The 22,087-nt window shown below is 65.1% G+C and carries 25 protein-coding genes; 18 read left to right on the top strand and 7 right to left on the bottom strand.

All coding sequences use genetic code 11. The features are described 5' to 3' along the window. From V6M39_RS02920 to V6M39_RS02910, 3 genes are all read right to left on the bottom strand, one after another. Positions 1-287, bottom strand: a 287-nt coding sequence (locus V6M39_RS02920; protein WP_332642168.1) for a sigma-70 family RNA polymerase sigma factor, incomplete at its 3' end; no start/stop codon positions are given. Between the two features lie 109 nt (positions 288-396). Then, the gene (locus V6M39_RS02915; RefSeq protein ID WP_332642167.1) at positions 397-1,122 is read right to left on the bottom strand and encodes an SOS response-associated peptidase; all 726 of its coding nucleotides are present in this window, start codon (positions 1,120-1,122) and stop codon (positions 397-399) included. Positions 1,123-1,151: 29 nt separating this feature from the next. Next, entirely contained in the window at positions 1,152-1,805 is a 654-nt protein-coding gene (locus tag V6M39_RS02910) for a hypothetical protein (protein WP_332642166.1), read from the bottom strand. Positions 1,806-1,934: 129 nt separating this feature from the next. Between V6M39_RS02910 and V6M39_RS02905 the strand changes: the two genes are divergently transcribed. The 13 genes from V6M39_RS02905 to V6M39_RS02845 all read left to right on the top strand — a co-directional run bounded on the left by V6M39_RS02905 (position 1,935) and on the right by V6M39_RS02845 (position 13,900). Further along, positions 1,935-3,584 (top strand): sigma-70 family RNA polymerase sigma factor, encoded by a 1,650-nt coding sequence (locus V6M39_RS02905; RefSeq protein ID WP_332642169.1) that lies wholly within the window; start codon positions 1,935-1,937, stop codon positions 3,582-3,584. Between the two features lie 44 nt (positions 3,585-3,628). Next, positions 3,629-4,114 (top strand): DoxX family protein, encoded by a 486-nt coding sequence (locus V6M39_RS02900; RefSeq protein WP_332642165.1) that lies wholly within the window; start codon positions 3,629-3,631, stop codon positions 4,112-4,114. A gap of 22 nt (positions 4,115-4,136) precedes the next feature. Further along, positions 4,137-5,417, top strand: coding sequence for a 3-phosphoshikimate 1-carboxyvinyltransferase (aroA, locus tag V6M39_RS02895; protein ID WP_332642164.1), 1,281 nt, complete (start codon positions 4,137-4,139; stop codon positions 5,415-5,417). Then, positions 5,414-6,403, top strand: coding sequence for a ribosome small subunit-dependent GTPase A (gene rsgA, locus V6M39_RS02890; RefSeq protein ID WP_332642163.1), 990 nt, complete (start codon positions 5,414-5,416; stop codon positions 6,401-6,403). The genes aroA and rsgA overlap by 4 nt, the downstream gene beginning before the upstream one ends. 45 nt (positions 6,404-6,448) lie before the next feature. Then, positions 6,449-7,363 (top strand): inositol monophosphatase family protein, encoded by a 915-nt coding sequence (locus V6M39_RS02885; RefSeq protein WP_332642162.1) that lies wholly within the window; start codon positions 6,449-6,451, stop codon positions 7,361-7,363. Between the two features lie 66 nt (positions 7,364-7,429). Then, on the top strand, positions 7,430-7,861 hold the full coding sequence (locus V6M39_RS02880; RefSeq protein ID WP_332642161.1) for a CBS domain-containing protein: 432 nt from the start codon (positions 7,430-7,432) through the stop codon (positions 7,859-7,861). Between the two features lie 116 nt (positions 7,862-7,977). After that, positions 7,978-8,577: a PadR family transcriptional regulator gene (locus V6M39_RS02875; RefSeq protein WP_332642160.1), complete on the top strand. Its 600-nt coding sequence runs from the start codon at positions 7,978-7,980 to the stop codon at positions 8,575-8,577. Beyond that, positions 8,567-8,977, top strand: a complete 411-nt coding sequence (arfB, locus tag V6M39_RS02870) for an alternative ribosome rescue aminoacyl-tRNA hydrolase ArfB (RefSeq protein WP_332642159.1) — start codon at positions 8,567-8,569, stop codon at positions 8,975-8,977. The genes V6M39_RS02875 and arfB overlap by 11 nt, the downstream gene beginning before the upstream one ends. Positions 8,978-9,092: 115 nt before the next feature. Beyond that, the gene (locus V6M39_RS02865; protein WP_332642158.1) at positions 9,093-9,491 is read left to right on the top strand and encodes a hypothetical protein; all 399 of its coding nucleotides are present in this window, start codon (positions 9,093-9,095) and stop codon (positions 9,489-9,491) included. 40 nt (positions 9,492-9,531) lie between these two features. Next, the gene (locus V6M39_RS02860; protein WP_332642157.1) at positions 9,532-9,693 is read left to right on the top strand and encodes a hypothetical protein; all 162 of its coding nucleotides are present in this window, start codon (positions 9,532-9,534) and stop codon (positions 9,691-9,693) included. A gap of 41 nt (positions 9,694-9,734) precedes the next feature. Next, the gene (locus tag V6M39_RS02855) at positions 9,735-10,523 is read left to right on the top strand and encodes an alpha/beta fold hydrolase (protein WP_332642156.1); all 789 of its coding nucleotides are present in this window, start codon (positions 9,735-9,737) and stop codon (positions 10,521-10,523) included. Between the two features lie 28 nt (positions 10,524-10,551). Beyond that, positions 10,552-11,442 carry a DUF5995 family protein gene (locus V6M39_RS02850; RefSeq protein ID WP_332642155.1) on the top strand — a complete coding sequence of 297 codons (891 nt, stop codon included), beginning with the start codon at positions 10,552-10,554 and terminating at the stop codon, positions 11,440-11,442. Between the two features lie 91 nt (positions 11,443-11,533). Continuing rightward, positions 11,534-13,900 carry an excinuclease ABC subunit UvrA gene (locus tag V6M39_RS02845; RefSeq protein ID WP_332642154.1) on the top strand — a complete coding sequence of 789 codons (2,367 nt, stop codon included), beginning with the start codon at positions 11,534-11,536 and terminating at the stop codon, positions 13,898-13,900. A gap of 16 nt (positions 13,901-13,916) precedes the next feature. Here the strand turns inward: V6M39_RS02845 and V6M39_RS02840 are convergent, their stop codons facing one another. The 3 genes from V6M39_RS02840 to V6M39_RS02830 all read right to left on the bottom strand — a co-directional run bounded on the left by V6M39_RS02840 (position 13,917) and on the right by V6M39_RS02830 (position 15,350). Further along, the gene (locus V6M39_RS02840; protein ID WP_332642153.1) at positions 13,917-14,399 is read right to left on the bottom strand and encodes an SRPBCC family protein; all 483 of its coding nucleotides are present in this window, start codon (positions 14,397-14,399) and stop codon (positions 13,917-13,919) included. 19 nt (positions 14,400-14,418) lie between these two features. Continuing rightward, positions 14,419-14,733 (bottom strand): ArsR/SmtB family transcription factor, encoded by a 315-nt coding sequence (locus V6M39_RS02835; RefSeq protein ID WP_332642152.1) that lies wholly within the window; start codon positions 14,731-14,733, stop codon positions 14,419-14,421. Between the two features lie 164 nt (positions 14,734-14,897). After that, positions 14,898-15,350 carry an SRPBCC domain-containing protein gene (locus V6M39_RS02830; RefSeq protein WP_332642151.1) on the bottom strand — a complete coding sequence of 151 codons (453 nt, stop codon included), beginning with the start codon at positions 15,348-15,350 and terminating at the stop codon, positions 14,898-14,900. A 177-nt stretch (positions 15,351-15,527) separates the two neighbouring features. On the opposite strand from V6M39_RS02830, the gene V6M39_RS02825 reads away from it, so the two are divergent. Genes V6M39_RS02825 through V6M39_RS02815 form a run of 3 tightly spaced genes read left to right on the top strand, consistent with a single transcriptional unit; the run spans position 15,528 to position 17,666 of the window. Next, positions 15,528-15,920, top strand: a complete 393-nt coding sequence (locus tag V6M39_RS02825; RefSeq protein WP_332642150.1) for a hypothetical protein — start codon at positions 15,528-15,530, stop codon at positions 15,918-15,920. Continuing rightward, positions 15,913-16,899, top strand: coding sequence for a phosphotransferase (locus V6M39_RS02820; protein WP_332642149.1), 987 nt, complete (start codon positions 15,913-15,915; stop codon positions 16,897-16,899). The genes V6M39_RS02825 and V6M39_RS02820 overlap by 8 nt, the downstream gene beginning before the upstream one ends. Next, positions 16,896-17,666 (top strand): class I SAM-dependent methyltransferase, encoded by a 771-nt coding sequence (locus V6M39_RS02815; protein ID WP_332642148.1) that lies wholly within the window; start codon positions 16,896-16,898, stop codon positions 17,664-17,666. Before V6M39_RS02820 ends, V6M39_RS02815 begins: the two co-directional genes overlap by 4 nt. Here V6M39_RS02815 and V6M39_RS02810 read toward each other — a convergent pair. Then, the gene (locus tag V6M39_RS02810; RefSeq protein ID WP_332642147.1) at positions 17,653-20,790 is read right to left on the bottom strand and encodes a BTAD domain-containing putative transcriptional regulator; all 3,138 of its coding nucleotides are present in this window, start codon (positions 20,788-20,790) and stop codon (positions 17,653-17,655) included. The genes V6M39_RS02815 and V6M39_RS02810 overlap by 14 nt on opposite strands. Before the next feature lie 52 nt (positions 20,791-20,842). On the opposite strand from V6M39_RS02810, the gene V6M39_RS02805 reads away from it, so the two are divergent. Together V6M39_RS02805 and V6M39_RS02800 are read left to right on the top strand one after the other, a co-directional pair. After that, positions 20,843-21,271 (top strand): cupin domain-containing protein, encoded by a 429-nt coding sequence (locus tag V6M39_RS02805; RefSeq protein WP_332642145.1) that lies wholly within the window; start codon positions 20,843-20,845, stop codon positions 21,269-21,271. 108 nt (positions 21,272-21,379) lie between these two features. Then, on the top strand, positions 21,380-22,087 hold the full coding sequence (locus V6M39_RS02800) for a histidine phosphatase family protein (RefSeq protein WP_332642144.1): 708 nt from the start codon (positions 21,380-21,382) through the stop codon (positions 22,085-22,087).

Genomic DNA, 22,087 nt, shown 5'->3' with positions numbered 1-22,087 from the left:
CGCTGCTTCTTGCGGTAGGAGTTGATGTAGGTGTTGGTCAGGATGCGGTAGAGCCACGCCTTGAGGTTGGTGCCCGGCGTGAACTGATGAAAAGCGGTGAAAGCCTTGGCGAAGGTCTCTTGGACCAGGTCCTCGGCGTCATGCGGGCTGCGGGTCATGCGCAGCGCTGCGGAGTAGAGCTGGTCGAGGAAGGGCAGGGCATCGGCCTCGAAGCGCGCTTGACGCTGCTCCGGGGTCTCAGTGCTGCGCGGATCGGCGTCAGCGGGGCTTGCAGGGGTGACTGTCATCGCACCCCAGCCTACTCCGGGGGTCGGACGCTTACGCAGTGGAGTGATGGTCGCCACGCTGCGTTCGGCACATGTCTGCATGCCTACTAGAACGATGTGCGCGTGCTTGCTATTCCGGCGGAAGTGGGACGATCAGCTCAGGCCCGTTGTTGCGTACGTTGTTGACCTCTGTCGACACCGGAAAGGCGTCGAGACGGCCTGGCGCAGCGGGAATCAGCAGCTCGAGCAGCTCTTGGGTCGGGTGAGGGGCAGGATCAAGCCACGCGTCATAGCCCTTCGGCTCCACGAAGAGTGGCATGCGGTCGTGCAGGTGTCCCAGCTCATCCTCGGCCGTGGTGGTGATGATCGTGTAGCTGATCACCCACTCGTCGTCCTCGCGGTTCTTCCAGAACTCGTAGAGACCCGCGATCGCCAGGATCGACCCGTCCTTGGGCGTGATGTAGAACGGCTGCTTGGGGGTCTTCTTGCCGTCGATGGGCTCTCTGGCGTACCACTCGTAGTAGCCGTCAGCGGGTATGAGTGCCCGCCGCTTGCCGAAGGCCTTCTTGAATGCCGGCTTCTCCGCAATCGTCTCCGACCGGGCGTTGATCATCCTGTTGCCGATGGACTGGTCCTTGGCCCAGCTCGGGATGAGGCCCCACTTGGCCGTCAGCAGCTCGCGCAGCGGACGATCGGCGCTGGCCTCCTCGGGTGCGCGCCCGATCAGAATCGGCGCGAGCTTGGTCGGTGCCATGTTGTAGTCGGCCTCGAGCTCGACAAACGAGTTGACCAGGTCGACCTCGAAGGCCTGGTTGAGCGATGCCGAGGTCTGGGTTGTCGCGTAACGCCCGCACATACGCCAAGCGTGCCACGCGGCACTGACGACTAGAGCGTCAGAGCAGCGAGCGTTGAGGCGATCCCATCGGAGGTGCTCGGCAGGTGCTCGACCCACAGGCGTACCTGTGGCTCGTCTCCCAGCACCTGCTCGAGCATCATCGCCAACAGTCGCACCGTCACGGCGTCCGCGCGCTCGACTCCAACGAGCGCAGCGAATCGCCGCGGCGACAGCTGCGCGACGGTCTCGTCTCCCACGTAGACCATGCGCATTGCCTCAGCGACCTCAAGTGACCGCAGTTCCTGCTCCAGCTCGTTTCCAGGATCCAGACGCGGCAGCTCAACCACCACCAAGGCGTGCGTGTCCGCAGCCCGCTTGCCGTCCCGCTCGGCCCCCCGATAGACGTCGCCGAGCCGGGAGCGGACATGCGGAACCGTCGACAACGAAGTCAACGGGTGCTCGCACGATGCATCCACCTGGTGCAACAGAGCCTCCTCGACCCATGCCAGTGCTGCGGCACGGACCGTCGCGAACGGCGGCTCCTCTTCGGCGTGCGCGCGCTCCACGTGGTCCAGGACCTCGTGGAGCGGCACGCCCATCTGTGCTGCACTCGCTCCCACCTCGCGTGCAACAACAGCAATGTCTGAACGACCGTCACGGACGGCGTGCTCCAGAGGAACGAAGCTCATACCCGAGTTGAACATCGTTTCCCTCCTTCGCTCGATCGGACATATATGAGACGACCCAACACCCGGCCTATGACGCGGTTCTCAACGGAACTTTCGGGAGACCTCGTCGTTGTGTTTCCCGGAGGTCAACTCGTCGTGACAGACATGCTCAGCACCACAGCGGAGTCAACCGACGCTGACCTCATTGCCGCGGTCCGCGGCGGTGACACTGACGCGTACGGATTGTTGTTCGAACGGCACCGGCAAGCTGCCGGTCGGCTTGCGGGACATCTGGCTCCGGGCCCCGACGCCGATGACTTGGTATCCGAGTCCTTCATCCGCGTCCTCGGCGTACTCCAGGCAGGCAAGGGCCCTGATGAGTTCTTCCGTGCCTATCTGCTCAGCTCGATCCGACGCCTTCACCTTGACCGCATCCGCGGCAACAAGAAGGTCAAGACCACTGACGACGAAGCAGAACTCGACCGAGCGGTCGAGTTCGTCGATCCCACGACCATGAGGTTCGAACGCAGCGCAGCCGCAGATGCCTTCGGGTCGCTGCCCGAACGCTGGCAGCTCGTGCTCTGGCACCTCGACGTAGAAGGGCAGAAGCCGGCCGAGATCGCTCCAATGCTCGGTATGAGCGCCAACAGCGTCTCGGCACTCGCCTACCGCGCCCGCGAGGGACTCCGCCAGGCCTACCTCCAAAGCCACCTCGCTCCGCAGCTGCACGAAGGTTGCCGCAAGACGACCGGCCAGCTCGGCGCATACGTACGCAAGGGCCTGTCGGCCCGCGACTCCCACGCGGTAGAGGATCACCTCGACGGCTGCAGTCGGTGCACCGGCTTGTACCTCGAGCTCGCCGAGGTCAACTCAAACCTCTCCGGCATCCTCGGACCGGCCATCCTCGGCTCGGCAGCCGCTGGCTACATCGCAGCGACGAGCGCCGCGGCGGCCGTGGGCATCGGTACGGCGCTGGGTCTCACGGGCACGGCGGCCCAGGTCGCCCGCGTCGCCGCGCTTCCGGTCAAGGCCGTCACCGCCGGCGCGGCAGGAGTCGCCGGCGCCGGAGCCCAGGGCATCGTCGCAGCGACGGTCGTGGCTGGGCTGGCAACCGCAGGCACCGTCGCCGTCGCCACCGATTTCGGCGGGCTGACGAGCTCAAACTCGGCGCAGCCGTCTGCTCCTCAGATCACACCTGACGCGGCCACCCAGACTGAGACCTCACCGGAGCTCGTCGAGCTGACACCAGGGCTGGACCCCGAGGACGAGCTCGTGCCGCTGCCCGAACCCACCGAGACCCCGACCGCCGAGCCAGAAGTGCCGATCGTCGAACAGCCTGCAGCTGTCGTCGAGCCCGGCCCCCTGCCGTCGCCGGACGTCACCGAAGCAGAGCCACCGCCGCCGCCACCGCCACCGCCACCGCCACCGCCACCGAAACCGACCGACTACGGAATCGCATCCGTCGCGATCACCAATGACGACGCGCTGCTGCAGCATCGCTACACGATCGGGATCTCTGCCAAGACTGACGGGCCGTCGATCGCCCGCGACGTGACGGTCCGGATCGCGTTCCGTCGCAGCACCATCTTCCGCGGCGTGGTCAGCCCAGGCTGGGCCTGCGGCGACGCCGTACGCAACCAACGACTCACGACTCTCACCTGCACCAAGAAGCTTCCCGCAGGCGAAGGCGCGACGTTCATCGCGAAGGCTCGCGGGCTGGGCCAGTCCGGAGTCATCTCCGTGGCGTCGCCCGAGGACCCGAATCCCACCAACGACTCACGGGCATTCCTGGCACCGCTCTGGCTTCCGCTCTGAGCACGCCGAGGTGCGGTTATGCACCCGTCGGGTATGAATGAAGCATGACCCTCCTGCGAATTGCAGCCCGCCCCATGCTGGCGTCGATGTTCATCTTCGGTGGCGCAATGGCGCTCAAGGATCCCGGTCCGCGAGCCAAGAAGGCGCAGCCAGTCGCTGATGCGATCAAGCGGGTTGCTCCCGACCTTCCGGTCAATGGGTCCAACCTGACCCGCTTCAACGGCGGCGTGCAGCTGGTGGCCGGCACCGCCCTGGCGACCGGCCGGCTTCCGCGGCTCTCAGCATTCGTCCTTGCTGCCACGATGCCGCCAACAACATACGTCGGACACCCCTATTGGAACGAGACGGATCCCGTCGTCAGAGCCAACCAGCGCGTCCACTTCTTCAAGAACATCTCGATGATCGGCGGGCTGCTGATGGCCACGCTCGATCCTGATCCGCACAAGAAGTTCATCGGCCGCCGTGCGAAGGACAAGGTCGTCGAGACCGCGTCTTCCGTGGCGGGGCACATAGACCACATTCGCAGCTAGTCCCGCCGATAGGCTGGGGGTGATGAACGCACCCTTGCCATGGCTCGCTCCCTACCGCGACGCGCCCATAATCGGCGAGGTGCTCGTACCCGGGTCGAAGTCGCAGACCAACAGAGCGCTGATCCTCGCCGCGCTCGGCGACGGTCCCTCGGTGCTGACCCGCCCTCTGCGCTCCCGTGACACCACGCTGATGGCAGACGCCCTGGTTGCACTCGGCGCCACGATTGAGCGCGAAGGCATGGTCTGGACCATCACTCCCGCGGCACTCGACCACACTGCGGTCGCCACCGTCGACTGCGGATTGGCCGGCACCGTGATGCGGTTCGTGCCCGCCGTCGCTGCGCTGACGAGCGCCGATGTCACGTTCGACGGCGATGAGCACGCCCGCGTACGCCCGATGGCCACGACGATCTCGGCCCTTCGCGGTCTGGGTGTTGCGATTGATGACGAAGGCCGCGGCTCGCTGCCGTTCGTCGTGCACGGCTCGGGAAGCGTCGCAGGTGGACCGCTCGAGATCGATGCGTCGGCGTCGAGCCAGTTCGTCTCGGCACTGCTGCTTGCCGGTGCGCGATTCGACAAAGGTCTGGAGCTGCAGCACGTAGGTGCCCCCCTCCCATCCATGCCGCACATCGAGATGACGGTCAACGAGCTGCGCAAGCGCGGAGTTGAGGTAGACGACAGCCAGCCCGATCGCTGGGTGGTCGCACCTGGACCAATCGCTGCTCTCGACGACGAGATTGAACCGGACCTCTCCAATGCCGGCGTCTTCATTGCTGCAGCTCTGGTCACCGGCGGCAGCATCCGCATACGCAATTGGCCCGAGCAGACCGATCAGGCCGGTGACGCCTGGCGCACGATCGTCAAGGCTTTCGGCGCGACGGCCCTGCGCGACGGGGCCGATCTTGTGTTCACCGCGGGTCCTGTGCTCAAGGGCGTCGAGCTCGATCTGCACGATGTCGGCGAGCTGACTCCCGTGGTCGCCGCGATGGCTGCGCTGGCCGAAGAACCCTCGCGACTCACTGGTGTCGCCCACCTGCGCGGACACGAGACTGATCGCCTGGCGGCACTCGTCACCGAGATCAACCGGCTGGGCGGAGATGCAGTGGAGCTTGAGGACGGCATCGCGATCCGTCCTCGGCTACTTCACGCTGAGACATTCAAGACGTACGACGACCATCGGATGGCCCACGCGGCCGTGGTGCTCGGACTCCGCGTCGAGGGCCTGATGGTCGAGAACGTCGTGACGACCGTCAAGACCTACCCCAACTTCGCCCCCGTCTGGGAACGGCTGATCACCTCGTGAGTCCCAGGGAACGGGACGACGAGCACGACAAGTTCGACCGGCCGAAGCGCCGGACGAAGCCTCGTACGAAGGATCGCCCCAACTACGACGACGCAGCGATTGCCCGAGTCGTGACGATCGACCGCGGCCGCTACACCGTGACTCTCGACGACCGCACCATCACAGCGATGAAGTCGCGCAACCTCGGCCGCAAGGGTGTTGTCGTCGGCGACGAGGCACGAGTCGTCGGCGACACCAGCGGTGACGAGGGATCCCTTGCCCGGATAGTCGAAGTACTCCCCCGCCGCACGGTGCTGCGCCGATCGGCTGACGACGATGACCCGATCGAGCGCATCATCGTGGCCAACGCTGACCAGCTCGTCATCGTCGCTGCACTCGCTGATCCGCCCCCGCGGGCCGGCCTGATCGATCGCTGCCTGGTTGCCGCGTTCGACGCGGGTATGGAGCCTCTCGTCTGCCTCACCAAGGCCGATCTCGGCAAGCCCGACGAGATCCTCGCGCTGTTCGAGCCCCTCGGCGTACGCGTCGTCGTGACGCAGCAGGGCGGCGACCTCGACGCCGTTCGCGATGTGTTGCGTGACCGTACGAGCGTGTTGGTCGGCCACTCCGGCGTTGGCAAGTCGACGCTGGTCAATGCACTCGTTCCCGACGCTCATCGGTCGGTGAGCTACGTGAACGCAGTGACCGGTCGAGGACGCCATACGTCCACATCGGCGATCTCGTTGGAGCTGCCGTTCGGCGGCTGGATCATCGATACCCCGGGCATTCGCTCCTTCGGTCTCGCGCACGTTGAGATCGACCAGCTGATCAAGGCGTTCCCGGATTTACAGGACGCCGCACGCGACTGCCCACGCGGTTGCCTGCACTCAGCAACCGAGCCGGAGTGCGCGCTCGACGTGGCCGTCGGCGACGGCACCATCCCGGCGGAGCGCCTCGTCTCGTTCCGGCGCATTCTGGCAAGCATGAGCACGAAGGACGACTACTGACCGGCCTCCGGCATTTCCCTACGAGAACGTCGTACTCTGAGGGCCATGGCTCACTCGTACAACGACGACTTGCGCCTCGCTCACGTACTCGCAGACAACGCTGACAACTTGTCGATGGATCGGTTCGGCTCGATTGACCTGCAGGTCTCGACCAAACCCGACATGACGTACGTAACCGAGTCCGACGAAGCCGTCGAAGCGACCATCCGTCGCACGCTCAAGTCCGCCCGCACCCGCGACATCGTGCTCGGGGAGGAGCAGGGCGAGGAAGAAGGCACCTCAGGCCCAGGCGGTCGCCGCTGGATCATCGATCCAATTGACGGCACGGCCAACTTCGTACGCGGTGTGCCCGTGTGGGCAACGTTGATCGCACTCGAAGAGGACGGCGAGATCGTCGCCGGCTGTGTCTCAGCACCCGCACTCGGTCGTCGGTGGTGGGCCAGCAAGGGCACTGGCGCCTACACCGGCAAGTCGCTCATGTCGTCTCGTGAGATCCGCGTCTCCCGCATCACCGAGCTCGAGAACGCCTCGCTCTCGTACGCGTCACTCGGCGGCTGGGATGCGATCGGCAAGGCCGACGCGTTCGCCGCGCTGATGAGGCGTTGCTGGCGCACACGCGCGTACGGCGACTTCTTCTCCTACATGCTGCTCGCCGAAGGTGCAGTCGACATCGCCGCTGAGCCCGAGCTCAAGGTGTGGGACATGGCAGCGCTCGACATCGTCGTGCGCGAGGCCGGAGGTACGTTCACCAGTCTCGCCGGCAAGCCGGGACCGTGGGGCGAGAACGCACTGGCCACCAACACGCGATTGCACGATGCGGTGATGGCGTACGTCGGCCACTTCCCCGACACGGGACCGCCGGAGCCGTCATGGGAAGACGAGCCGGCATCTGCCCCCGCCGAACCCAACAACGTGCACAACTTCGACTTCACCCGCGAACCCAGCGACGAAGCGCCCTAAACCGATCCCTCGCAGGACGGCCTTCTCAGCGTTACAGTTCCAGAACTACCACCTGAGGAGTTACGTATGCGCGTGAGCGACGTTTTGGCGTCCAAGGGCAGCGATGCCATCTTCACCATCCTCCCGGAGGCCTCGATCCGTGAGTTGCTCGACGTGCTCGCTGAGCACAACATCGGCGCGATGGTGGTCAGTGACGACGGGGAGTCGATGATCGGGATCGTGTCGGAGCGTGATGTGGTCCGCAAGCTGCGCGACGTCGACAACGCCCGCGACGTGACGGTCGCCAGCATCATGACGACCGACGTGCGGGTGGCCTCGCCCGATGACTCGTTCGGATCGCTGATGCAGGTCATGACCGAGCACAGAGTGCGCCACGTGCCCGTGCTCGACGACGGGCGGCTGGTCGGCGTGCTCAGCATCGGCGACGCCGTCAAGTACCGAACCGATCAGCTGGAGTTCGAACGCGATCAGCTCAACAAGTACGTGACAGGCGGCTGATCCGACAGCCACCTTCTCCGTGCGTTGACATCCGATACATTTACGATATATCGTTTATGTATCGGCACTAGATCAATTCAGATCGTGTCGACGTACACAGAAAGTGGGTAACCCCCATGCGCAACAACAATTCTTCAGAACACCGCAATCCGGCCGATCGCCGTCGCGGACGTGGACATACAGACTTCGGCTTCGGTCGTGAGTTCGGCCCCGGTTTTGGTGGCCCAGGATTTGGCGGCCCCGGCCGCCCCCGTGGACGCCGTCGTGGCGGCCGGGGCGGCGACGTTCGCGCCGCTGCCCTCCTGCTCCTCAGCGAGCAGCCCCAGCACGGCTACCAGCTGATCCAGGAGATCGGCGAGCGCTCCGACGGAGCGTGGAAGCCCAGCCCCGGATCGATCTACCCCGTGCTCCAGCAGCTCGAGGACGAAGGCCTCATCTCGTTCGATCGCGTCGATGGTCGCAAGACCGCCACGCTGACCGACGACGGCGCCGCGTACGTCGAGGAGAACCGTGACCAGCTCGGCACACCGTGGGAGGACACTTCACCCCATCCAGCGCCCGAAGCGCTTGAGATCCGCGTGGCGTTCCGTGACCTCACAAACGCCTGGAAACAGGTCGCAACCACCGGGACCCCCGCACAGAACTCCAAGGCGTCCGCAGTCCTCAACGATGCCCGGAAGGCTCTGTATCGCATACTTGCGGACGATGAGTCATAACGGACGTCTGTCCCTGCCCGAGAGCGAGATGACCTGGCGGTTCTCTCGCTCTTCGGGCGCTGGTGGCCAGCACGTCAACACGACCGACACCCGCGTCGAGCTGATCTGGTCGCTCACCGACACCACCGCGCTCTCCCCCGCTCAGAAGGAGCTCGCCTCACAAAGGCTGAGCAACCGACTGGTTGGCGGGGCGATCACGGTGGTGTCGTCGCAGTATCGCTCGCAGCACCGCAATCGCGAGGCAGCACGCGTACGGCTTGAGGATCTCGTGTCCCACGCGATCATTCCGCCAAAGCCACGGCGAGCCACGAAGCCCAGCCGGGCCTCGAAACAACGACGACTCGACTCCAAGAAGAAGCGCAGCACCCTCAAGCAGGGCCGCTCAGGCTCGTGGGACTGACCGACGACTGACTGCAACGTCACATCCGAAGGATTTCGCGCATAACGGGTCGACCGATAATCTGAAGTCGCGCTGCCGGCACACTCCCATCGTCGAAGCGCACGAGGAGTCCCCCGTGTACAGCAAACCGTTGCCGCGAATCATCACCGGCGCTGTGGTTGCCATGATCGCCGTGGCCGCATTCCTGACATTCACGCGCGGCGAGGCCCCTGCGGCGGACACGGCATCGGCGACCCTTCCCGGCCTCAGCGGCAAGAACGCACCTGTCGTCGGCAGTTCCACGCCCACGCCGACCTCGCCGGCCTCTGCCGACACGGCCGAGCGTGAGGCTGAGTCGGCAGGTTCCGAAGACACCAAGACACCCACCGGCTCCCCAGCACAGGGCGGTGGCGGTCCCACCACCACGCCCACCACCTCAGCTCCGGATCCCGAGCCGACGAAGGAACCACCTCCGCCGTCGCCGACGCCGACGCCCAATCGCTGTGGTTTGTTCGTCCTTCTCGGCTGCAAGTAGTTCGCGGTTCGACTGTCCCGTAGACGGGTACTAGTCACACATGACCGAGAACCAGTACGAGCCCGACGTACAAGATCCGAACGAACCGCCCAGCAGGCCGAAGACACCCGACCTGCCTGATCCGGCATTCCCCGAGGTCCTTCCGGGTGGCGAAGATGCGCCTGACACCGAAGACCCACAAAGCGGGGACAACGACGACTGATCATGCGGTAGACATGACTGCCACCCAGTCATTGGAGACCCATGCCCAGCATTGCTACGACGCACGGACTGGTCAGCTATCGCGATAGCGGCACCGGTGTACCCGTCGTCATGCTGCACGCAACCTTGCACGACCGCCGTGACTTCGACCCGATCTTCGACGAGATCGCCCGCAATCACCGTGCGATTGCACTCGACTGGCCGCACCATGGCGAGTCATCCAACAGTGGCGCGCTCCCCCGCGCGACCGACCTGGTGGTCACGCTGAAGGACGTCGTCAACGCGCTCGACCTGGAGCAGGCGATCTTCATCGGCAACTCAGTCGGCGGGTACGCCGCAGCGCGACTCGCGATCGACGATCCGGAACTCGTCGCTGGCCTCGTCCTGGTCAACGCCGGCGGGTTCACCAAGCAGACCCCGGCAACCAAGGCGTTCATCAAGCTGATGAGCAGCCCGGCGTTCTTCACCAAGCGGATGCTCCCGCTGCTGACGAAGGCGTACATGCGAGCCAAGACCGACTCCGACAAGGCGATCATCACGCGCGTCAAGGCGCGCGCTGCAGGCAGCGGCGCCGCCGTCGCGGCAACGCTGTGGAGCAGCTTCGCCGACCCGGCGTTCGACCTACGCGCGGCGGCCGCCAAGATCACCGCTCCCACCTTGCTGATGTGGGGCACGAAGGACCTGACCACGCCGCTGAGCGACGGCAAGCGTGCCGCCGCAGTCATTCCGAACGCGACACTGCACGAGTTCCCGACCGGGCACCTGCCGTTCTCGTCCCAGCCGTGGGAGTTCCTCGAGATCCTCATGCCCTTCATCGACGATCCCGCCTAGCCGGCTGTGGGGACGCTAGTGTCCACCTATGTCGCTCCCACGACGCATGCTTCTCGCCGCCGTCTCGATCGTCCTTGGGCTGACCGCGCTACCAGCCAATGCAGGAACGATGGACCCGATCATCGAAATTCTTCCGCCTGCGCCGGTGCCGTATCACCCGACCACCGAGACCGAGTGCGCTGACGGCAGTCCCACCTGCATCGACGTGACGATCGAGCAGATGCAGGATCGGTACGACGTCCTGCGCGCGACGTGTGACCACGATGCGGTGTTCGCGCTGGCGTACCTCCGGGTGACCGAGGACGTACGAGATGCACTCGACGAAGAGATCTACGACGACCCCGTGTGGCTGCGAAACCAGGACGCGGCGTTCGCACAGGACTACTACGACGCATACGACAACTGGCACGCCGGGCGCAGGAATCTCGTGCCTCAGGCTTGGCGCATCGCGCTCCAAGTCGCCGACGACGGCAGCGTCAGCGCTCTCGGCAACTTCATGCTCTCCATGAACGCCCACATCAACCGCGACTTCTCGTACGTGCTGGCTGGCGCTGGGCTCACCGGCGCTGACGGCGTGTCCCGCAAGCCTGACCACAACAGGTACAACCCGCGTCTCGACAGTCTCTACGAGCCGGTCTTTGCCGAAGAAGCGCTCGAGTTCGACCCACGCTTCGATGACGTGAATCTCGCCAACCTTGACGAGGAAGCAGTTGGCGCCATCATGCGCGGCTGGCGTGAGCTGGTCTGGCGAAACGCCGAGGCTCTCTCGCTGGCGAAGACGCCCCTCGCCCTGTCGATCGCCAAGTCGAATATTGAGACCTACGCGACGACGCAGGCCGTTCTCTACCGGAGCCTCTTCGCCTCGTCGAAGGCTCGGACAGCCGAGCGCGACGCGTACTGCCACGCTCGCCAGCACTGAGCGGCTGAGTCGATCAGGTTTGGAGAAGCAAGGTGTCTCCCAGCCTCGCTAGGGTTGCCGTCATCGAGGCCACGCGAGCGACGGAGACACAATGAGCAAGACCGACCACCCGGCTGACAACCACGACCTGATCCGCGTGCAGGGTGCACGCGAGAACAACCTCAAGGATGTCAGCGTCGAGATCCCGAAGCGCCGACTGACGGTGTTCACCGGCGTCTCCGGATCGGGCAAGAGCTCGCTGGTGTTTGCCACGATCGCCGCCGAGTCGCAACGGATGATCAACGAGACCTACAGCGCCTTCGTACAAGGCTTCATGCCCAACCTGGCGCGTCCCGACGTCGACTACCTCGAAGGCCTGACGACGGCGATCATCGTCGATCAGGAACGGATGGGTGCAAACCCCCGCTCGACCGTCGGCACCGCGACCGACGCCAACGCGATGCTGCGCATCCTCTTCAGCCGACTTGGCGATCCCCAGATCGGCCCGCCGACGGCGTTCTCGTTCAACGTCCCCACTCGCAAGGCGAGCGGCGTCATGAGCACCGAGAAGGCAGGGGGACGGGTGGAGAAGGCCGTCGTGCAGAACCAGGTCTACCTCGGCGGTATGTGTGCGCGGTGCGAAGGCATGGGCGCCGTCTCCGACTTCGACTTGACCGCGATCTACGACGAGGAGAAGTCGCTCAGCGAAGGCGCGCTCACCGTCCCGGGCTACAGCATGGACGGTTGGTACGGCCGCATCTTCTCCGGCGCCGGCTTCGACATGGACAAGCCGATCAAGAAGTTCACCAAGAAAGAGCTCAACGATCTGCTCTACAAGGAGCCGACCAAGATCAAGGTCGAGGGCATCAACCTCACCTACGAGGGCGTGATCCCCAAGATCCAGAAGTCGATGCTGACCAAGGACGTCGACGCCATGCAACCCCACATCAGGGCTTTCGTCGAGCGCGCCATCACGTTCCAGACCTGTCCCGAGTGCGAAGGCACCCGGCTGAGCGCCGAGGCCCGATCCTCCAAGATCAAGGGCAAGAACATCGCCGACCTCTGCCAGATGCAGATCACGGACCTGGCCGACTGGGTGCGCGACCTCAAGGAACCGTCGGTCGCACCGTTGCTGACCGGCCTGCAGCACGTGCTCGACTCGTTCGCGGAGATCGGTCTGGGTTACCTGTCCCTCGACCGACCCGCGGGCACGCTGTCTGGCGGCGAGGCTCAGCGCACCAAGATGATCCGTCACCTCGGCTCATCGCTGACCGACATCACGTACGTCTTCGACGAGCCGACGATCGGACTGCACCCGCACGACATCCAGCGCATGAACCAGTTGCTGCTGCAGCTGCGCGACAAGGGCAACACGGTCCTCGTCGTCGAGCACAAACCCGAGACCATCGCGATCGCCGATCACATCGTCGACCTCGGTCCCGCTGCCGGCGCAGGAGGTGGCGCGGTTTGCTTCGAGGGATCCGTCGATGGGCTCCGCAAGAGCGACACGACGACCGGTCGCCACTTCGACGACCGAGCCAAGCTCAAGGACGAACTTCGTACGTCGTCCGGCGCTCTGGAGATCCGCGGCGCGTCGACGCACAACCTCCAGGACGTTGATGTCGACATCCCGCTCGGACTCCTGTGCGTCGTCACCGGCGTCGCCGGCTCGGGCAAGAGCTCACTGATCCATGGCTCGGTCGACGGTCGCGACGGCGTGGTCGTGATCGACCAGGGCGCGATCCGCGGTTCACGTCGCAGCAACCCGGCGACCTACACGGGACTGCTCGAGCCGATCCGCAAGGCGTTCGCCAAGGCCAACAACGTGAAGCCTGCGCTCTTCAGCTCCAACTCCGAAGGAGCCTGCCCGAGCTGCAATGGCAACGGCATCATCTACACCGAGCTGGGCGTCATGGCCACGGTCGAATCCGTCTGCGAGGAGTGCAATGGCAAGCGTTTCCAGGCTTCGGTGCTCGAATACACCCTGGGTGGCCAGAACATCGCCGAAGTGCTCGCGATGTCAGTTGACGAGGCCGAGAAGTTCTTCGCCACGGGTGACGCTGACACCCCTGCCGCGCACAAGATCCTCGACCGGCTCTCCGATGTCGGACTCGGCTACCTGACCCTCGGCCAGCCGCTCACGACGCTGTCAGGTGGTGAGCGCCAGCGCATCAAGCTGGCCACCCAGATGGCCGGCAAGGGCGACATCTATGTCCTTGACGAGCCCACCACAGGCCTGCACCTCGCAGATGTCGAGAACCTCCTCGGGCTACTGGATCGACTGGTCGAGTCCGGGAAGTCGATCATCGTCATCGAGCACCATCAGGCCGTGATGGCGCATGCCGACTGGATCATCGATCTCGGACCGGGAGCTGGCCATGACGGCGGCAAGGTCGTCTTCGAAGGAACCCCGGCCGACCTGGTCTCCAACAAGCAGACGCTGACCGGCAAGCACCTGGCGGAGTACGTCGCGGGCTAAATCGCTACCGGCTAGATCACCACGGGTCGGGGAGGCCTGCACCTGTGGTGATCAGGCTGCGAAGACTTCCGTTGATGTAGTGCAGCCATCCCGCGGAGCATGCCCCAAAGCACTCGACCTCCGGTACCAGCCCGACATGGGTGAACCGAAGCTCGGTGCCGCCAGTCACCGGCGCGATGTCGAACACGATCTCGCTTCCCGTCCACTCGCTTGGCTCTGAGACGAACGACAAGTGGCTGTCCGTCACCCGCCAGACCACGCGTCGGCTCGGATCGAGCTCGATCACGCGCTGGACGCTGTAGTGCTGCGGAGGGTGCCGGTACGTGAACTCAGCACCTAGTTCGTCCGCATCACCCTCGATCTCACCGGTCCACCAGGCGCTGACGTCCAGAATGGCCGCGAAGACCTCCTCCGGTGACTGCGCGACTGTGTACGACGTCGTGTAGCCCTGTCGGGTCGGGTCTGTTGTGGCCGTATCGGTTGTGTCTTGTGTGGTCATGAGCGTTCGAATCCTTGTCTTAGCCTTCTGCGAGCTTCTTGAGGGCTGCGAGCCTGGTGTCCCATGCCGCAGCGAGTTCGGCCATACGACGCGCCGTCGCGTCGAGACGCTCGGAGCGAGGCGAGTAGAGCACCTCGCGCCCGACCTTTCGAGAACCGACGAGGCCCACGCGATCAAGTACCTGGAGGTGCTTGAGCACGGCGGGGCGACTCACCGGTAGATCTCGGGCGATCACCGTCGCTGAGCCCTCACCACGCTCGGCGAGCGTGGTGAGGACCTGCCACCGGGTCGCGTCACCGAGGGCACTGAACACCTCGGTATCTGTGGCGATCATTAGGCCGTGGCTCTCAATTGGTGGTCGATCAGGGAGCGTGGCATCCGTGCCCGGCTGGCAAGGCAGAGGAGGGAGGCGGTCCGGGGTTGACCGTCGACCGACGATAACGCCGCCAGGCGGGATGCGGGGCCGCGCGAGCCGGCCATCGAATTGGGAGCCATGGTCTAAGCCGCCACGACAGCCGCGTGGTCCTTGAGATGACCGAGCTCAACTGGCCATCCACCGCTGTGATCGGCGTGCATAGCCACCTGCTCCTCAGCGGGCAGAGCCAGCGAACCGAAGCCGCTCTCCACCACACGTACGTGAGTCGTGTCGCCCTCGCTGGTGAGTGAGAACTCGACCAACGTCGAGTTCTGTTCGGTGAGCTCCGCGCCGGCCGGCGTATCCAGCTGGTGCCAACGGAACGCGAATCGGCTCGTCGGCTCAACCGCGTCGACAGTGCCGATCAGCGTGTGGCCGTCCCAGCGGACCTCAAGAGCGCCGCCGGGGCGGAGGTCGATGTCAGCGCCAGCGTCGCCGAACCAGGTGCCGAGATGCTCGGCTTGGGTGATCAGCGACCAGACACGCTCAACGGGTGCCTCAATGGCGATCTCCCGTTCGATGGTGTTGGTGTTCATGACTTCTCCTCAGGTGTATGTGTAACCCAAACCTTACACATCGTCTGGTGCGATGTGCAACCCCTTGGTTACTCATGCGGGCTAGTCGCGCCGCATCACGGTCGACTGCAACCACTCTGCAAGTACTCCCGTGCATCGTCAGACCTGACACGATGTTCGTATTGACAGGAGTCAGCCATGACCGAATCACCTTCGACGGCAGTAGATCGATTTCTGGCGGCGGTGAGCTCCGCCTCGATCCGGGATTGCGACGCCTGGTCCGACGACGCCATCCTGGACGCGACAGTCCCAAACTGGAGGTTTCACCGGCGCGGCGCCGCCGAGATCAAGGACACCTTCGCAGGTTGGTTCGCTGATCCGGCGCAGTTCGAAGAGCTCGAGCGTTTCCCCGTCGAAGGCGGCGAAATCGTGCGCTACCTCCTCTCCTGGACAGAAAAGGGTGTCCCCCACACCGCTCACCATCTGCATCAACTCCGTGTGAAGAATGACCGCATCGTTGCCGATGTGGCGATGTGCGGTGGACGGTGGCCCGCTTCGCTGATGGCTGAGATGGAGGCGGCAGATGCCTGACCTGCGCGTCATCCACGAGTCGATCGAATCACTCCTGGACGGCGCGGAAGAACGCGAGACGATGGAGACTCCCGGCAAGTCTGGCGCGAGGCTGGATCGGTTGCTACTGAACGGCGAACCGTACGTCGTGAAGTACCTCGACGCCGAGAATGACTGGACGATGCGTGCGGCCGGCGTACCTGGCGGAGCCTCGCTCGAGCTCTGGTCCCGAGGGATCTTTGACCACCTGCCGGACTGCTTCAACCAGCCGATCGTGGCCGTCGCCAAGGGCGAGATCTCGGCGCTGTTGATGCATGATGTCTCGCCGTGGTTGGTTCCCGCCACAGACGACCCGATCCCACTCGCTCAGCAGGAGCAATTCCTCGACCACATGGCAGCCATGCATGTCGGATTCTGGGAGACCACCCTCGACATCGACATCGTCTCCCCGACAACGCGCTACCTCGAGCTGTCCCCTTCAATGGCGGCCGCCGAGGCCGCCCTTGGTTCGGATGCCGTCGTTCCGCGCCTGGTCGCCCAGGGGTGGCCATTGCTGGAGGAAGTTGCACCCAAGGCGGCCGGCATCGTCTCTCCCCTCGCTCACAACCCAGGTCCGCTGGTGCAAGCCCTGGCCCGGACGCCCCAGACCTTCGTGCACGGCAACTGGAAGCTCGACAACCTCGGCACCGATGCACAGGGGCGCACCGTGATCCTCGACTGGGAGACGCCCGGCCGCGCAGCGCCATTGTGCGATGTCGCGTGGTATCTGGCGATCAATTGTCGACGGCTGCCGACCTCGAAGGAAGACGCGCTCACGTCGTACCGCGACGCACTCGAACGGCGAGGGATTGACACAACCGACTGGTGGGAAGTCCAGATGTCGCTCGCACTGCTTGGAGGGCTCGTCCATTTCGGCTGGGAAAAGGCATTCTCCGGCTACGACGACGAGCTCGCCTGGTGGGAGGACCGCGCGATCCGCGCGGCACCGCTGCTGTCATGAGGTTCACGGGCGTCGCGGACGCCTACGACCAAGCCGCAACTGCGTGGCGTGCCGGTCCAGAAGCTGTCTATGCGCGCCTCGCAGACGCCCTGATTGGAACCGCGGCCGTACCGTTGCGCGGTGCGCGAGTGCTGGATGCAGGTGCGGGGACTGCAGTGGCCAGCCGCGTGGCGATGGACCGCGGAGCCCATGTCGTCGCGACCGACATCTCCGTTGGCATGCTCAATCAACGTCACCAGCGGGTCAGTGCAGTCTGTGCGGACGTGGTTCAGCTTCCTTTTGACGACGACGTCTTCCAACTCGTGATCGCCGCCTTTTGCCTCGGCCACCTGGACAACCCCGCCGGCGCACTAGAGGAGATGCGCCGAGTCGGGTCAGCGTTGGTGGCTTCGGCGTTCGCCCCAGGATGGACTCATCCAGCAAAGTCCATCGTCGATGACGTGATGACAGGTTTTGGGTTTGTGGTGCCAGATTGGTACACGCACGTGAAGGAGAATCTCGAGCCGGCCGTCAACAATCCGGCCGCCTTGAGCCACCTCGCCCGGGTTGCGGGCTTCGACGACGTCACCGTGCAACGCATCGACGTGGACAGCGGGCTCACCTCACCGGCCGAGATCGTGAACTGGCGGCTCGGCATGGCGCACCTCGCGCCGTTCGCCGCCGCCCTCCCTCCCGACGTACTCCAGTCTGCTCGAACTGAGGCGGAGGCAGCCGTCAACGGCGTGGGACCTGTGGTGATCCCCATCCTCGCGCTCAGCGCATCTTGATCCGCCATGCCGCGAGCTGACGATCGGCCTCAGCTCTGAGTCCATCGGCGTAGGTGTCACCGCTCGCCCTGGCCAGATCATTGGCCAACACCTCGGCTCGCCGTATCAAGGATTCATCGCCGAGCGCGACTCCCGTCTGACCGGCCAGCCACCACGCCTCAAGGAGCACGTTTGCCTCGACCGTTGCGAGATCTTTGTGCACCATTGCCAGGTCGATGGGCTCGCCCAGTCCGGCACGAGCATGGTGGACGAGCAGCCGACCGACCGAGCTGTACCGCGGCACCCCCATCTGGTCAGCTGCCGACACCAATTCGGTCGCACATTCGTGAGCGCGCTGTGGCTCCCCCGTCTGCAATGCAATCCTCGTCCGCAGCAACGCCAGCTTGAGGCCAAGCCGCCAGCCGAAGACGAGATCTCCGTCGAACCACTGAGTTGACTCATCCAAGAGCGCCGTGGCTCCTTCGGGGTCGTCGATGCGAAGCCTTTCTTCTGCCAAATCCTCCAGCGCCGCGATGCGCATCTCGACCATCCCTTCACCAATGGCAATGTCAAGAGCCTCCTGGTGCGCGTCCATCGCAGCCTGCGGCGCGCCAATGTTGCGTAGTACCCAACCTGACATGTTCACCCCCCTCCCGCTGAACCGCGGTACCTGGCGACGAACAACCTCGGCGTCGTAGTGGCCGAATGCCGCGATCGCTTCCCGGGGTCGCCCCGCGAGTGCATGCGCATGCCCGGTGAAAAGGAGCGCATGCAGCGTGGCCGAGGTGAGGTCGACGCCCGCACCCGGGTGAGCAACTGGACGAAGCAGATTGATCGCCTCATCAGTCTCGCTGCGATGAGACTTCAAGACACCCAACCAAGCTGCTGCGGTCAGCCGATCCGGCCCGACAGCTTGTGACACTGCGGCGGTGAGCTTGAGCTCCGCTCCGACGAGATCTCCCTTCGCGTGCAGAGTGCGCCCTCCGACGGTGAGGCAGCGAGCTTGGATCTCGGCGTCGGCCGCGCTGATCTCACCGTCCTGAGCAAACTGGATTGCGTCGTCGAAGCGACGATCGAAGTACGCCGCCCACGCACCGACCTCGTAACCCTCCGCGCCACGGTCTGCCGCTTCGACATCGAGTTGCGCGTCGCCATAGCGGCCACGTCGTGTCCGCACGCGAGCTCGCTCAAGCAATGCGCCATCCTCCGCGTGCAGCGCGAGCGACTGGTCAAGCAACGCCTCAGCAGTGGCGTGATCGAAGCGCTCGGAAGCGCGCTGTGCAGCGAGTCGAAGAGAGCGGGCTGCCTGGACGAGGTCCCCACCGAGACGCGCATGCTCGGCGACCCGAACGGGGTCTGACGTCGGCCGTTCGGCGAGGATGCGACCCGCCTCCCGGTGAAGTAGCGCAGCACGGCCAGAGCTTGCGCCCGCTGCAAGGGCCTCCCGCATCAACTCATGACGGAACGCGTACCGGCCACCGCGATCAACCAGGAACTGACGACTCTCGGAGAGCTCTGCGTCCGCGAGGACGTCAAGGGTGGGTCGGCCGAGCACTGACGCCAGCAGGTCGATGTCGAGCTGCGTGCCGAGCACGGCGGCAGCACGCAGCACGCCAGCCGCGGACCCGAGCTGATCGCACCTGAGCTCGACCGACGCAACCAAGGAGGGCGGAATTGCCTCGTCGGACAGCGTTGAGGAACTCGCCAGCTCGCTGAGAAACAGCGGATGGCCCCCCGACCGGAGGTAGAGCTCGGACGCGCGCTCCTCGCCGACGAGCTCCGCGGTCTCCTGTCGGCCGAGTGGGCCAAGAACGATGTCATCGGTACTCGGGAACGGTGCGCCCTCCGCGACGCGCGAGGCTGCGACGACCAGCAAACGGGGCGACCGACGCAGCGCAAAACTGGCCCACTCCGCAAGTGGCGGCCCTGCGAGGTGCGCATCGTCAATCACCAGGACAACGCCCTGGTCACCAGCGATCCGCTCAAGAACTGCCGTGATCGCAGCGAATAGCGTGGCCGGCCCAAGGACAGGGTCGGGTGCACGGCGTCCAGCCCTCACAGGCAGTTCCGCCAAACCGAGCAACGGGGCCAATAGCGGCGCATCCTCGGCCAGCAGCGCAACAGGATCGGGCGCACGACGTATGTGCTCCGCAATCGCTGCAAGCAGCACGTCAAGCGGCGCCGACCGGTCGAGAGCTCCACAGGTCCCGAACATGACAATGTCCCCGGCCGCGCTTCGATGCCGCGCCCAGGCCGAGATCAGTGTGGTCTTGCCGATACCTGCCTCGCCGGCGACCACGACGATCCGCATGGTGCCCTCGGAAATGCGCTCGGCCAGCCGGTCAAGGATGCCGAGCTGCTCCTGGCGACCCACGACGCCCGACATCGGCACGGCCGTCGCTGCAGAGCTGGCCACAACGTCTCCGCGCAGGATCGCCTCGTGCAGATCTGAGGTTGCCGATGAAGGATCTGTACCAAGATCTTCAGCAAGCGTTGAGCGAAGGTCGACATAAACGGCAAGCGCCAACGCCGGGCGGCCGGCAAGAACATGCGCCCTCATGACCTGGCGGGCAGCGTCCTCGTCGTATCGGTTGGCACCCAGATCGGCCTCCGCAACGTCCAGCGCATCCAGCCACTCCCCGGCATCGAGCATAGCTGCGGCGGCGCTGTGCCGAGCCCTTTGGATGAGCCTGACGGCCGCAGCTCGGTCAGCCAGCACCCAGTCGGCTTCACTGACCGGTTCCGGCAGGGGACCACGGATCAGGCTCAAAGCGACCCGACTCGCTGCCAGCGCTCCGCCGACGTCAGCTGCGTCCCGACGGCGCTCGGCCTCCGAAGTGACGCTGGCCAGTTCGTCGAGGTCGAGCCATTCATACTGCAGCCGATAGCCGTGCTCGCCGTAGTCGATGCTGTCACGACCCAGCGCACGGCGCAGTCGGCTCACGAGCACGGCCACCTGGTCAGCGGGGCGGGCCGGCGGTGATTCACCCCAGAGCGCGTCCACCAGTGCTGCCGTGCTGACTCGACGACCGCGAGCAAAGGCCAACAGCTGCAGCACCAGCCGAGCCTTCCGGTCGGCGAGCGAACGCGTCTCAAGGCCGTCTATGGCCAACTCACCAAGCACGCGCACCGAGGGGGTACCCACCGCTGAATCCTATCGCCGTCGCGGGTGCCAGTCCGGCTGCAAGGACATTGCAATGGCCTGGGTCGATGCTCAAATGGCGGCGAAAACGTCGCGCGACAAGGAATGGAGTCGAGGCATGGGTACAACCACAATGGCTGAGCAGAAGAACTTCGCGAGTCCAGACGAAACCCGCACCTTTGAACACGGGGTGGTGGACCTGGTGTCGATCGGAGGAAGCGAGATCGGACGCCTGACCCTGCAACCGGGGTGGCGCTGGTCAGAGCACGTGAAGCAGATCGCCGGAACCGACCTTTGCGAGGCCCCTCATTTTCAGTATCACGTGCAGGGCACGCTGCGGATCCAGATGGCCGACGGCTCAGAGTTCGATGCGACGGCCGGCGACGTCACTGCCATTCCACACGGCCACGACGCGTGGGTTGTCGGCGACGAGCCAGTGATCGTCGTCGATTGGTGGGGGGCATCCAACTACGCGAAGGAGTGAGGGCGCGTTCGCGCGAATGACCCGCTCTCTCGGCCGTTCAAACCGGGAACAACCACTGGGCGGACGGGTCCGCGCGGACCCCAACGAAGCGGCACCTAGGCTCGCATCATGGCAACGGTGATCCTGGTGCGGCACGGACGTACGACCGCGAACGCCAGCGGGCTGCTCGCGGGCCGTACCCCGGGCATCCAGCTGGACGAAGTCGGGCACGAGCAGGTCGTAGGCACTGGCGCGCGCTTGGGCGACGTACCCCTCGTCGGAGTTGTCTCCAGTCCGCTCGAGCGGTGTCGGCAGACGGCCAAGGCGATCGTCGACCAGCAAGCCGACAAGCCGAAGGTCGTGACCGAAAAGGGCATAACCGAGTGCGACTACGGCGACTGGCAGGGCCGGTCCCTCAGCGACCTCGCAAAAGAAGACCTGTGGTCGATAGTCCAGAACCATCCGTCGGCAGCAGCTTTCCCGGGCGGTGAGTCGATGTCGACGATGCAGGCGCGAGCCGTGGCGGCAATCCGGCGCCACGATGCAGCCATCGAAGCCGAGCACGGCACTGGCGCTGTATGGGCTGCGGTGAGCCACGGCGACATCATCAAGGCGATCCTCGCTGACGCACTCGGTATGCACCTCGACCTCTTCCAACGCATCAACGTCGATCCGGCATCCGTGTCGATCGTTCGCTACACGTCGGCGCGACCGTACGTGGTCGCCAGCAACACCCACGCCGGAGACCTCTCCTGGATGCGCGTGAAGCCTGCATCAGAGGACGCTCCCGTGGGCGGCGGCGCGGGTCACGCGGCGGACGTTGCCAGCGACTCCTAG

Origin of the sequence: Aeromicrobium sp., from assembly GCF_036675695.1 — a bacterium.
Classification (GTDB): Bacteria; Actinomycetota; Actinomycetes; order Propionibacteriales; family Nocardioidaceae; genus Aeromicrobium.
Note: the sequence above shows the minus strand (reverse complement) of the source record. Positions and strands in the feature narration are given on the sequence as shown.